The organism is Moorena sp. SIO3E8 (assembly GCF_010692445.1).
GTDB classification, from domain to species: domain Bacteria; phylum Cyanobacteriota; class Cyanobacteriia; order Cyanobacteriales; family Coleofasciculaceae; genus Moorena; species Moorena bouillonii.
The window spans coordinates 1-12450 of record NZ_JAAHHM010000034.1 but is presented as its reverse complement, the minus strand read 5'-3'; the positions used below and the strand labels follow the sequence as shown (position 1 = coordinate 12450).

General features: G+C 45.5%; 11 protein-coding genes. 3 read left to right on the top strand and 8 right to left on the bottom strand.

Annotated elements, in window-relative coordinates:
• Positions 1 to 51: 51 nt before the first annotated feature.
• From F6K46_RS16650 to rimI, 3 genes are all read right to left on the bottom strand, one after another.
• Positions 52 to 255 carry a DUF751 family protein gene (locus tag F6K46_RS16650; protein ID WP_075903966.1) on the bottom strand — a complete coding sequence of 68 codons (204 nt, stop codon included), beginning with the start codon at positions 253 to 255 and terminating at the stop codon, positions 52 to 54.
• 172 nt (positions 256 to 427) lie between these two features.
• On the bottom strand, positions 428 to 2896 hold the full coding sequence (locus tag F6K46_RS16645; protein ID WP_075903969.1) for an ATP-dependent Clp protease ATP-binding subunit: 2469 nt from the start codon (positions 2894 to 2896) through the stop codon (positions 428 to 430).
• Between the two features lie 141 nt (positions 2897 to 3037).
• Positions 3038 to 3631, bottom strand: coding sequence for a ribosomal protein S18-alanine N-acetyltransferase (gene rimI, locus F6K46_RS16640; protein WP_293059994.1), 594 nt, complete (start codon positions 3629 to 3631; stop codon positions 3038 to 3040).
• 73 nt (positions 3632 to 3704) lie between these two features.
• Here rimI and lysA point away from each other — a divergent pair, with 73 nt between their 5' ends.
• The 3 genes from lysA (at position 3705) to F6K46_RS16625 (ending at position 6967) form a co-directional block, all read left to right on the top strand.
• Positions 3705 to 5120 carry a diaminopimelate decarboxylase gene (lysA, locus tag F6K46_RS16635; protein WP_075903975.1) on the top strand — a complete coding sequence of 472 codons (1416 nt, stop codon included), beginning with the start codon at positions 3705 to 3707 and terminating at the stop codon, positions 5118 to 5120.
• Between the two features lie 180 nt (positions 5121 to 5300).
• Complete coding sequence (gene cdaA, locus F6K46_RS16630; protein ID WP_070395453.1) at positions 5301 to 6221, top strand: diadenylate cyclase CdaA; 921 nt, start codon at positions 5301 to 5303, stop codon at positions 6219 to 6221.
• A 5-nt stretch (positions 6222 to 6226) separates the two neighbouring features.
• On the top strand, positions 6227 to 6967 hold the full coding sequence (locus tag F6K46_RS16625) for an isoprenyl transferase (protein WP_293017925.1): 741 nt from the start codon (positions 6227 to 6229) through the stop codon (positions 6965 to 6967).
• Positions 6968 to 7143: 176 nt separating this feature from the next.
• Here the strand turns inward: F6K46_RS16625 and F6K46_RS16620 are convergent, their stop codons facing one another.
• The 5 genes from F6K46_RS16620 to F6K46_RS16600 form a co-directional block, all read right to left on the bottom strand.
• A complete protein-coding gene (locus tag F6K46_RS16620) occupies positions 7144 to 7416 on the bottom strand; it encodes a DUF3143 domain-containing protein (RefSeq protein WP_070395455.1) in 273 nt (90 codons plus the stop codon).
• A 204-nt stretch (positions 7417 to 7620) separates the two neighbouring features.
• Positions 7621 to 8241, bottom strand: coding sequence for a DnaJ domain-containing protein (locus F6K46_RS16615; protein ID WP_075903979.1), 621 nt, complete (start codon positions 8239 to 8241; stop codon positions 7621 to 7623).
• Between the two features lie 218 nt (positions 8242 to 8459).
• Positions 8460 to 9755 carry an O-antigen ligase family protein gene (locus tag F6K46_RS16610; protein ID WP_293059988.1) on the bottom strand — a complete coding sequence of 432 codons (1296 nt, stop codon included), beginning with the start codon at positions 9753 to 9755 and terminating at the stop codon, positions 8460 to 8462.
• A 32-nt stretch (positions 9756 to 9787) separates the two neighbouring features.
• Positions 9788 to 10630, bottom strand: a complete 843-nt coding sequence (locus tag F6K46_RS16605; RefSeq protein ID WP_293059985.1) for a YaaW family protein — start codon at positions 10628 to 10630, stop codon at positions 9788 to 9790.
• A gap of 105 nt (positions 10631 to 10735) precedes the next feature.
• Positions 10736 to 11947: a transposase gene (locus F6K46_RS16600; RefSeq protein ID WP_293059982.1), complete on the bottom strand. Its 1212-nt coding sequence runs from the start codon at positions 11945 to 11947 to the stop codon at positions 10736 to 10738.
• Positions 11948 to 12450 lie beyond the last annotated feature (503 nt).

The following is a 12450-nucleotide window of genomic DNA, read 5'->3' as shown; positions in this document are numbered from 1 at the left end:
GGCATCATCGAAAGCTGCGCGCACCCAGTCTAAACCTAGTCTAAACCTAGTCTAAACCGGACTGAAGCCGAGCATCCCACGTAGGGTGAAAACCATGAATAGAGAAACTCCTACGGCTATGCCAATTAATGCGATCGCAGTTAGGGGGCGGTTCAGTAGTGGTTTTACCAGCAAAAACACGGAATAGAATATTCCTAGAGTAATACTGATTAGGTAGCGTGGGTAACGAGATACATTTTTAAAAAAGTCTTCCATTATCCTATAAACTCTTATAGTGCCATTTTTAATACTGGTAGCACTTTTTTAGCTTCTTCCGTACGTATTCTGGTAATTTGTCATAAACAATGCCAAAAATTTCCCCCCTCTTAGTAAGGGGGGATTAAGGGGAGTTAGCACAGGATAATTAGGAGCTTTACCCTACAATCACTTACTCAACTCCTTGAGGCAAAAGCTCTCGGTTTTCCTTACGACTGACTTGTACCTTACCCTCTTCATTGACATCAACATAGGCAATATCTCCTTCCTTAATGCGACTGGAGAGAATTTCTTCTGCCAGCACATCCTCCAACAACCGCATGATGGCTCGGCGTAATGGTCTGGCACCGTAGCTGGGGTTGTAACCCTCTTCGATCAAACGGTCTTTGAATTTCTCGCTGACTTCTAGAGTAATGCCTTGTTCGTACAGACGACCAAACACTTCTTTTAACAGAATCTTGGCAATGTCCTTGACTTCTTCTTTGGTCAACTGACGGAAGACGATAATCTCATCTAAACGATTCAGGAACTCTGGGCGGAAGTACTGTTTAAGTTCTTCGTTCACTAGATTCCGAATTCGATTATATTGGGATTCCGCTTGATTATCGCTGAACTCGAAGCCCAGTTGTCCGCCACCTTTTTCAATAACCTTGGAACCGATATTCGAGGTCATGATCAGCAGGGTGTTTTTAAAGTCTACCGTCCGACCCTTGGAGTCAGTCAACCTGCCATCCTCTAGGATTTGCAGCAGCATATTGAACACATCTGGGTGTGCCTTTTCAATTTCATCGAACAGCACTACTGTGTAAGGACGACGACGCACTGCCTCAGTTAGTTGACCACCTTCGTTGTAGCCCACATATCCAGGAGGAGAACCTACCAACTTACTTACCGTATGGCGCTCCATGTATTCGGACATATCTAGGCGCACCATGGCTTCTTCAGACCCAAAGAAGTAAGCTGCCAATGATTTAGCTAATTCTGTCTTACCGACCCCTGTAGGTCCAGAGAAGACAAAACTGGCAATCGGACGGTTGGGATTCTTTAAGCCTACCCTAGCTCGACGAATTGCTCGGGAAACGGCTTTAACCGCATCTTCCTGACCAATCAGGCGCTGATGCAGGGTATCTTCCATGTGCAGTAGTTTCTCTGACTCTGATTCAGTCAGTTTTTGTACCGGCACACCAGTCCAAGAGGCAACAATGTGAGCAATGTCCTCTTCATCTACAACTGGGCTGTCATCAGTACCCCGAGACTCGCTCTTCTTGCTTTGGGCAATTGAGCGAATTTCCGCCTTTATTTCCATTTCGCGATCGCGTAGTTCCCCAGCTCGATCAAAGTCCTGGGAGCGTACCGCATCATCTTTTTCTTTTAGGACCTGACGCAGTTCTTTATCTAGCTCTTTTGCTGCTGGGGGCAACTGGGAGTTAATCAAACGCACTCGGCTTCCTGCTTCATCGATCAGGTCAATTGCCTTATCTGGCAGGTAACGGTCGGAAATATAACGGTCTGAGAGGTTTGCTGCTGCTTCGAGAGCCTCATCGGAAATTTTCAATTTGTGGTGTTGCTCGTAGCGCTCCCGCAAGCCGTATAGAATCTCAATAGTTTCTTCTACTGACGGTTCACCGACCATTACTGGTTGGAAACGACGTTCTAAGGCTGCATCCCGCTCAATGTGTTTGCGGTACTCATCCAAAGTTGTCGCTCCAATGCACTGCAATTCTCCCCTTGCTAAGGCTGGTTTGAGGATATTTGCCGCATCAATTGCGCCTTCAGCTGCACCTGCACCAATCAGGGTATGAACCTCGTCAATCACCAGGATTACGTTAGATGCCTGACGAATCTCATCCATAATTTTTTTCAGGCGTTCTTCAAACTCACCCCGGTATTTGGTTCCAGCGACCAGTAAGCCAATATCGAGGGTAACGACTCGCTTTTCTTCCAAAATGTCTGGAACATCATTGTTAGCGATTCGTTGGGCTAAGCCTTCTGCGATCGCAGTTTTCCCTACCCCTGGTTCTCCGATCAATACTGGGTTATTCTTGGTACGGCGTCCCAATATCTGGATTACCCGTTCTATTTCCTTTTCCCGTCCTACTACTGGATCTAGCTTGCCTTCACTAGCCATCTGGGTTAGGTTCGAGCCAAACTCATCGAGAGTAGGAGTCTTTGTACGACCTTGAGATGCTCCTGCTGTGACTTCCGCCGTTTCACCCAACATTCGGATAACTTGGGTTCTGACTTTAGACAGGTCTACTCCTAGGTTCTCCAGAACCCTAGCCGCTACGCCTTCTCCCTCCCGTATTAACCCAAGTAGCAGATGTTCTGTACCAATGTAGTTATGGCCTAGCTGGCGAGCTTCTTCTAGGGATAGCTCCAGAACCCGCTTTGCTCTGGGGGTAAAGGGGATTTCGACAGCAACGAAGCCGGAACCCCTGCCAATAATTTTCTCAACTTCAATTCGAGCGTCTTTGAGATTTACGCCCATAGATTTGAGGACCTTGGCAGCTACGCCAGTTCCTTCTCCGATCAGACCCAGGAGGATTTGCTCTGTGCCTACGAAATTATGACCTAGGCGACGTGCTTCTTCCTGAGCCAGCATGATCACCTTAATGGCTTTTTCTGTAAAGCGTTCAAACATGGCGTATTCCCATCACCTGTTGCATGCCCGTGTAAGCTGATTCTAGCACAGGTAAATCAGCCCACCGTTGATTTTTACACAACTCCCAGCAATTGAAACAGTTATTTACTTACTTCCGATGCCATTTCTGGTGATTAGCCATTAAGCAATTTCCAGGTCTTTAGTGGCCAAGCGCTGTTTAATTTCCTGGTAACAATCGGCCATTGTTTTTTCAAATTCAGGGGTTTTCAGACCCCCCCGCCATAAAATCAGAGCATCCTCCCCAGTGTCTTTGTAATAGTTTCTACGTCGTCCTGCTTCAGTAAAGCCGAACTTTTGGTAAAGAGCCAGTGCTGCTTGATTAGATGGTTTCACCTCTAAGGTTGCCCACTCTAAATTACGCTGTTTAGCATCCTCTAGCAAGGAATAAAGCAGTAATTGACCCAAACCTTGACGTTGGTAGTCAGGATGCACTGCCAGAATGATAATATGGGCTTCCTCCAAAATTGACCAAAAACAACCTAAGCCTACCAGGCAATTGGGTAATGAGGTGATGGGAACACCTGTGCCTTCAAGCAAAGTTTCTTTTTTGCCCCCTTTTGGAGGAGCTTCCAAAACCAACAACTGACTGTTGGGGCTATCCAACTCTCGCTCGTAACCCGACCGAGTCCAAAGTCCACCAAAACACAGCTGATCTAGTGCCACTGCGGCACTTAGGTGCTCTGCTTTGAGGGGTTTAAGTTTTAAGACAGTCACAGCCTTCAATTGTACACTGATTAACGAGACGCAAGTTCCAACTCTAAAGCAAAATCAGGAAAATAATTACATAATGCTATCGACTCAACCCACTCAGGTTAAGAATTCAGGGCTTCAGTATCTCGATTCATCTATCACTCCAGACCCAAATAATGGTGGGTCAAACCCCTCACCGAATCAGAAACTGCTACCTCTAACCGCCAAAGTTAACAGCCGTGACTGCTTGGAAATTGGTGGTTGCGATGTGACGACTCTAGTCGAGCAATTTGGCTCCCCCCTTTACATTGTGGACGAAGTAACCTTTAGAACTGCTTGTCATCAGTATCGGGAAGCCTTTGCTAACTATTATCCCGGAGAATCCCTAGTCCTCTATGCTTCTAAAGCCTGGAATTGTTTAGCAATTTGTGCGATCGCAAACTCTGAAAGCCTCGGAATCGATGTGGTTTCTGGTGGTGAACTCTACACTGCTCTACAAGCTGGTGTTAGTGCTGACAAACTCTATTTCCATGGCAATAATAAATCTACTAGTGAACTGGAACTAGCTACCGAGAGTGGCTGCACCATCGTAGTGGATAACTGGCTGGAGTTAAAAGCCCTGGCTTCTTTACCACAAGAGAGTATCCGGATCATGATTCGCTTGACCCCAGGGATCGAGTGTCACACCCACGATTACATTCGCACTGGTCACCTAGACAGTAAGTTTGGCTTTGATCCCGATACCTGGGATGAAGTTTTTACCTTTATCAGTCAACACCCAACCCTCAACTTTGTTGGTTTACACGCCCACATTGGCTCTCAGATTTTTGAGAGGCAACCCCATCAAGATCTGGCTAAAGTGCTAGTGGAGTGTATTGTTAAAGCGGCTGACTACGGTTTGTCAGTAGAACAGATCAATGTAGGAGGAGGCTTAGGGATTTGTTATCTAGAATCCGATGACCCTCCTACTATTGATGATTGGGTCAAGGGAATCTGTGAATCTGTTGTTGCTGCTTGCACCTCTCGGCAACTCGTCCTACCAAAACTGCTATCGGAACCCGGGCGTTCCATTGTTGGTCCAGCCTGTGTAACCGCCTACACTCTAGGCAGTTCTAAAGTCATCCCCGAAATCCGGACTTACTTGACGGTTGATGGGGGTATGTCAGATAATCCGCGTCCGATTACCTACCAATCCGTTTATCGCTCTGTGGTTGCCAACCGGATGTCAGATCCCCTAACCGAAAAAATCACAATTGCTGGTAAACATTGTGAATCAGGGGACATTCTGATTAAAGATGCCACCTTACCTCAAACTCAACCAGGAGATATTTTAGTGGTAATGGCTACTGGTGCCTACAATTACAGCATGGCATCTAATTACAATCGGTTACCTAGACCAGCAGCAGTTTTAGTCAAGGACGGAGAAGCCCAGGTGATTGTGCAGCGGGAAACTTACCAAGATTTAATTCGCCTAGATCGAATCCCAGAACGACTCACCCAGAGCATAAATTAGCTAAAAGCTAAAAGCTAAAAGCTAAAAGCTATTGGTTGTTGATGGTTGACTTTTGGCTAACCGCCAATCATTAACCATTAACCATTAACCATTAACTTTTTAATAACTAATCACTTGGCTGACGCTAAAATCAAGCCAGTTCGATTCCATCTCCATCCTTAATTCTTTCCTGAACGTTCAATGCCTCCGTTGCCGGGTCCTGGTACTGACCATAGCTGGGCTCAGTCATTGTTGCTTCACAGCATCGATGTTGGGTTGGTTCTAGCCCTTACTTATCTTGTGCTCCTCATCATTGGGGAGCGACGCACCTTATGGATGGTTCGAGGGCTAATTGTCCTGATGTTAGCCGCAGCAGTAAGTAATAGGTTAGGGTTGACGCTATTGAGTTTTGTGCTAGAAAAGTTGGTGGTTGGCTCAGCTGTGGCAATGGCTGTCATCTTCCAATCAGAGTTTCGTCGATTTCTTGAACAGTTAGGTCGAGGAGAGATTGTGCAGTTGTTTCAAGGACAACGACGTCCCACTCCTAAGCCTGACAGTGTAATCAATGAAATCGTAGACGCGGTCAAAGAGTTGTCTCAAAATCGAGTTGGCGCTTTGATAACTTTAGAAACCAATGGTCCAATTGATGAGCGGGATGTTTCTGTACCCGGTGTTCAGCTAAATGCTGAAATTTCTAAAGAACTACTGCAAACCATTTTCCAAACAACTACGTTGTTACACGATGGAGCTGTATTAATTCGTGGCTCTCGGGTTGTGGCTGCGGGGGTGATTTTGCCTCTTTCTGAGCGCACAGCCTCTCGGAAGCTGGGTACCCGCCATCGGGCTGCCATGGGAATTACAGAACGTGTCGAAAATTGCCTTTGTATTGTTGTATCTGAAGAGACGGGTTCAATTTCTTTGGCGGAAAAAGGAGGATTGTACCGACCACTAACTAGCACGAAACTCAAACAATTGCTAGAGGAACGATTTTCTCCAGTCGTGGATCGTGAGGTAGTTGCTCCAGGTCTACGCAACCTAGGTCGCCAATTCAAGTCCCAGGGACGGGTGCTAGTTTCACGTTTCCTCCGTCTTCCATCATCAACGTCTCAAGAGAAAAAATAACTGCTATGCAAACTATCCTAAACAAATTACCAAGCGACCTTTCACCAGACCGTTTGCCTAGACATGTGGCAGTGATTATGGATGGCAATGGTCGCTGGGCAAAACGCCGGGGACTACCTCGAGTTATAGGACATCGGCAAGGGGTGGAGGCTCTCAAAAAACTACTTCGTTGTTGTGATGATTGGGGAATCAAAGCCCTTACCGCCTATGCATTTTCTACAGAAAACTGGGGACGCCCCTTAGAAGAGGTGGAGTTTCTGATGACCTTGTTTGAGCGGGTTTTGGCTAGAGAACTTCAAGAAATGATGGAGGAGAATGTTCGGATTCAGTTTGTGGGAAATTTGACCGCCTTACCGCAATCGTTGCAAGCACAAATTGAGCATTCTATGAATGAAACTCTCAATAATACTGGCATTCAGTTTACTGTGGCTACTAACTACGGGGCCCGCCAGGAAATTATACAAGCCTGTCGAGCCATTGCTACTCAGGTCCAACTTGGTCACATCCAACCAGATGACATTGACGAAGCCCTATTTTCACGCCATCTCTACACTGCCAATATCTGTGACCCAGACTTGCTAATTCGCACTAGTGGGGAAATGCGCTTGAGCAATTTCCTACTTTGGCAAATGGCTTATGGGGAACTTTACATCACAGATACCCTATGGCCGGATTTTGACCGTGGACAGTTTCACCGTGCTTTGTCTACTTATCAGCAGCGTGAACGTCGGTTTGGAAAAGTCTAAGATAAGAATGGTGAAAGGTTTTTTAGTTGTTCGCTTTTGGCGTTCCTTGTAGGGTAGGTTTTTTAGTTGTTCGCCTAGGGAACAACCTTATAACTTTCAACCTTCTAACCTTGGCCAAAAGGCCACGCTACAAGGGACAACCTTATAACGTTCAACGACCGCAGACCCTTCACCTACTAAGGACCACAGAAAACTGCATCTTCTATATCTTTGCGGCTGAGGGAATACTTGAAAGATCGTTGAATATCTTGTCCATCTTCCCCAGACTTGACGTAGCGCACGATTAACTCCTCTACCTCAAGGCAAAGTTCTGCTTTCCAGGTAGGTCGATCAACACGCCAGCAATGTAGATCATTACTGTCTTGTTCACATCCTAGTATTTTCAGCCACCTCTCTATTTCAGGTAGAGGGTGGTTATACAAGGGGGTATCACCTGGCGGAAGTGTCATATCGAGTCCGATTAACTATTTATAATTCTTGGTGGTACATCAGTAGAAAATTGAACATTGTCAATGGTCACGTGACCATTTTCAATTAAAAATTAAGACAATTAACAATTAAGACAATTAACATTTATGGGATAAACCCTATTATAAGGGATTAACATTATAAGGGATTAAACAGACTTAATATTATAAGTTATTCTTGATCAGTTATTCTGAGAGATGGGTTATCTGGGTATTTTGGGCTGATTGGTTATTAACCGGTATTTGACTATCCAAATTATCAGGTTTCGCCTGTTGAATAAAATTAATCTCGGGTAAGGTAAGCAAATCATTGCCACTGGGTTTAGAAATTAGCAGAGCAGATTCACCTTGGGTTAATCCAATCGCTATGGCTAGTAGTAAGCAGCCTAAAAAGGTTAGTCCTAAAATGAATAAGACAAAAATCTCCCCAGCTGAAAGGGGGCGGTCAGTGGGATCAAGGTAAGCTGAGGACGAGGAGCTTGGTGGCTTTTGATTAACTGGATTGTTTAAACTAGGGGGTGGCTGAATCACATTGAGGCGGGAATAACCAATTTTTTGGTCATAGATTGCTCGTCGCTCTGGATTACTCAGGGTAGCATAGGCTTGGTTCAGCTTTTGGAATTTAATCGTGGCAGTTTCAGTGGGTAAGTCGGTTGTATCAGGATGATAGCGCTTACTGAGTTGCCGATAGGCACGTCGGATAGCTATGGGTGATGCACTAGGGTGCAATCCCAGTATTTCGTAATAAGTCGTGGAGTTTGGGCTTTCGCGATTCCTAATGTTTTGTCTGACCCGATCTTGTGCCACTGCAGTTTTATCCTAACTGGTTAGACAACGCTTTCGATTATTGTGACATTTGGAAGGATCCTGATCTTTTAATCATCCCACAAAATCCGACAATTTCGGTAAACTAAGCTTAACTTCACCTATTCTAGGCAACATGGGAACGGTTATCCTGACCCGTGGTTAAACCATTCCTTTTCAACTAAGGTTTAGCTAATTGCAATATCAAGAACTAAATTAGGTTAAATGTGACACGCCACGCCACGAATTGCTGACAACAACAGCCACCCCAAGGTATTAACCCGAAAATCAAACAGAGTTACATCCAGCAGATTGAATAGAGTACAGCTGCCAAAAGCCACCAGATAACTGAACAGAATTAAGTTGTCTTGATGCCAATCTTGTCTAGTGGTAGTGGTCGCAACGGTTGACCAAACCCTTAATAGTTGGATACCTTGTACTATAATCCAGCCAACTAAGCCACTCAACATCAGTGTGCCTGGGATGCCAGTTTCAGCAGTCAACATTAGAGGTAGATTATGGGGATGACCAAGCCAGACTTCCATTTGTGACTGGTAAAGAGGAGTGAAATTGCGTAACCCCCAACCAAACCAGGGACGTTCCTGAATCATTGACCAAGTAAATTTCCACTGGGTTGTCCTCAAGGTAGCGATGGGTCGGTTGGGATACAACTGGTCAGACAATCGCATCCAAAAGTATGCTGGGACAATACTACGCAGCCATTGACGCCCTAGCATTGGACCAAATGATGCCCACAGAACACTACCAACAGCAGCAGTAACTGCTGTCACCAGCCAGTACCAACCTAAGTAAATGGCAAAGGCAAGGCAAGCCAAAACAGCGATTATCCAAGCATTGCGGGAGTTGGTCAAAACTAATGCGATCGCATTACCGATCACCACCACACTCAAGAACAACAGCGGATAATCGAATCGATGCCAGCTCCAACCCCTAGCTTGAAACCTCTCAATCCACAGTCCTATCCCTAAAATTAATGGTATTTGTAGATAAGCGGCTAGGATATTGGCATACAAAAACACTGAATCCATCCGACCTGGAGGATTACCGTTAGCTACCAAGGTTGAACCAAAGACTAGTGATAAGAGTTTTGGGCTAGTCCAACCCAAAACCATCTGAGCAAAACCCAGGATGGTTACTGCTAGGGAAGGAATAACTAGAATCCAGGCTAATTGCCTCAGCTGTGCTGGGGTTTTGATGAGGGTAGACAAACCAGCGAAAACGGCGAAGAAGGGGATAAAATTGCCTAAACCTAGGAACGCTTCTGTGGGGTTAAAGGCTAAGCTAGCAGTAATGAGCAACCAGATACTCAAAATAGCCAAGCCCCAGTTTAGGGGTTTTGAGATCATACTGGCGTACTTTTGCCGCCAAGTATCTCCCACAGCTAGTACTAACCCCACTGCGCCTAAAGCTGGAAACAGGGGAAAGATAAGAGTTCCCAGCTTAGCGCAGTTCCAAGCTATTTCTAGGTGATTGTCTGAATGTCTATTCTTTCCCAAGAACCAATTAACCACTAACCACTACTATCAATCTAAACTGGTTCCCAGCACTCAGCACGAGTCAGGCGGATTTGTGCTAAGGTTAAGATTGTTGGAATAATCCGACCGTAGTTGGTTGCGATCGCTCTCCAGCCTAAGTCAACAAAGAAATAGCTCCACATGATCGGACCTAGGCAGGCAAAAACACTCCGAGTAACTCCATAACGAGCAGCACTTAGTGCCATTCCCTGTCGTGCTGTTTGTAGTGTAAAGTAGTTCTGAAACTGAGCTGCTGCTGCCAAACCTCCCTTGACTAGGGCTTGTTTAGCCACCTGATAGCGAGCGAAATGCAGGGCAAACTGACGTGCCACCTGTTGCAGTATTATTGGCTTTAGAATCGAGGTCAATGCTAGGGCGCTACCACCTTTGAGTAAAAATTCTATAGGATTGTGCTGGATTTGTACAGGTAAGGGTTCAGGGAGTTTTGACTTAGCTAAGCATTTTTGTACCTGTACTGTTAGGGATTGCTGCTCTTGGGTTGGTAAGCGTTTCCAGGTTTTCTCCATTAGGTGAAGAAATATTTCTGCTTCCAAGTCAGTTGTAGTCAGACGTTGAGAGTAAGGAATTTTGAGGTAACGACAAACTTGAATCAGGGCTTGTCGGTAGGTTACTTCACTCGTGCGTCCCTTGAGTACTGTTACTCCATCTGCTGCCAAGAAGCGAAATCGCTCTTCGAGGGAATCCAACCAAGCTTCACGGTTTTGGCTTTGGATATCGATTGGCTCAGGGAGCTGAAGGTAATCTAAGGGATTAAACCTACGACAGAATAGAATGTCTGTCACTTGTTGTAACTCTTCAACGGTTGCTAACTCTAACGCAGTTCTCAGCTCATCCAACGTTCTTCCCTCCACAACCCCGTTTTTAGTGCTGTCCTCTATTCTACTCCTATCAGTTTTCTAGTAGGAGTTTGAATCTAGTTTGATGTATTGACACTCCCCGGCCTAAAGACGCGGGGATTCTTCGCTCAATGACCCGTCTTGCTCAACCTGGCCGGAACCAAGAAGAGTAGAGGACAGATCTCCCGAAGAGTTCGGATTTAAAATCCAGGTTCCGGTGTGCCCCACCGTACCCAAGGCTCTCTCAAGAATGTTGATTGCAGCGTTGTGGTCGCGGTCTAAATGACAACCACACTTACAGCTATGAGTCCTGGTTGATAGAGACTTCTTGACTATCTCGCCGCATTGAGAACAATTTTGGCTGGTATAGGCAGGGTTTACTGCAACAGTTGCCCTGCTAAACTTTTGCCCAAAGTGCTCCAACCATCTTCTAAACTGATACCAACCTGCATCATTAATAGACTTGGCTAGACAGTGATTTTTAACCAGATTTTTGACCCTTAAGTCTTCGTAGGCGACCAGATCGTTAGATTGGATTACGCAACGTGCCAGTCTCTTGGCATGTTCTTCACGCTGCCTACTTATCTTGAGGTGTGCCCTACCTAGTCTATTAATCGCTTTTCTGCGGTTAGCTGAGCCTTTCTTTTTTCGGGAAACTCGGCGTTGATAAAACTTAAGCCGTTTTTCCCCTGTTCTGTAAAATCTGGGTAAGGATTCTGTGTGGCCATTAGAGTCGGTGTAGAAATCTTTTAGCCCCACATCTAAACCGACAGTATTGCCAGTAGGTTTTAAAGATTCCTTACAATCAACGGAAACACAAAACTGGACATAATAGCCATCGGCTCGCTTGACTATCCGGACTCGCTTAATTTGCTTCTTACCGAAACGCCACAAGTCCCATGTACCCTTCAGCTTAAGCTTCCCTATTGCCTTCTTGTCAGTGAACACGATTGACTTTTTATCAGGGGACAACTTCCATCCTGATTGTTTGTATTCGACCGATCTGCAATGCTTTTGGAATCTGGGAAACCCCTTTTTGCCAGGTACCTTTTTCTTGCAATTTTCCGAAAAACGAGTAATCGATGACCATGCTCTTTCTGATGCTGCCTGGCGAGCTGTTGAGTTTAACTCATTAGCAAATGGGAATTGATGAGCCAACACTTTACTGTACTTGCTGAGATCGAATTTGTTTGTCCCCTTATTGTCCATCCATAAACGGATGCAGCTATTTCGGATAAATTTTACAGTCCGAATGGCTTCATCTATGGCTGAGTATTGACTCTTTTTTCCTTTGGCTTTGAATTCCAGAATGATCATCGGTTATCGACCTCTCCCGCTTTACTTTATTCTACAACATCTAGAATAAAATTCCTGAAAATTCTCAAAATATTTTTTTCACGGCGGCTAAAGCTGCTAGTGCCCTTCATAGCCGGTATAAATAAATACCCGGGGATGAAGGGCTTTGCCTCCCTCGTAAGCTGTTAGGCATTTGGCAGTTATGCTGAAGCGGTGGGTTGGCCTTTATGGGGAGATTTGTCCCACTCGTGCTTTGCATCAAGACACGGACAAGAGTTTCAGGTTTTTTTTTGATTTAATCAAGCAATGCAGTCGGCTGCACTAGTGCAGCGCGGTAGAAATGCTTGAGCAGCTGCGGATAATGGTGAAACAGAAGGATGAACCGCTGACCCACTCGCACTCGATGCTCAGCTCATCCGATTACACTCTTCACAACTAGGCTATGCCTAACCCCCATCCCTTGAGGATGCAATGAGCACGGTAACAGTGAACCAGCTGAGGGCATGATGTCTTCTCAAAAAAAG

Excerpts from the sequence above, each read along its gene's own strand:
- F6K46_RS16650 (WP_075903966.1), bottom strand. The coding sequence starts at position 255 with ATGGAAGACTTTTTTAAAAATGTATCTCGTTACCCACGCTACCTAATC.
- F6K46_RS16645 (WP_075903969.1), bottom strand. The coding sequence starts at position 2,896 with ATGTTTGAACGCTTTACAGAAAAAGCCATTAAGGTGATCATGCTGGCT.
- lysA (WP_075903975.1), top strand. The coding sequence starts at position 3,705 with ATGCTATCGACTCAACCCACTCAGGTTAAGAATTCAGGGCTTCAGTAT.
- cdaA (WP_070395453.1), top strand. The coding sequence starts at position 5,301 with ATGCCTCCGTTGCCGGGTCCTGGTACTGACCATAGCTGGGCTCAGTCA.
- F6K46_RS16625 (WP_293017925.1), top strand. The coding sequence starts at position 6,227 with ATGCAAACTATCCTAAACAAATTACCAAGCGACCTTTCACCAGACCGT.
- F6K46_RS16620 (WP_070395455.1), bottom strand. The coding sequence starts at position 7,416 with ATGACACTTCCGCCAGGTGATACCCCCTTGTATAACCACCCTCTACCT.
- F6K46_RS16600 (WP_293059982.1), bottom strand. The coding sequence starts at position 11,947 with ATGATCATTCTGGAATTCAAAGCCAAAGGAAAAAAGAGTCAATACTCA.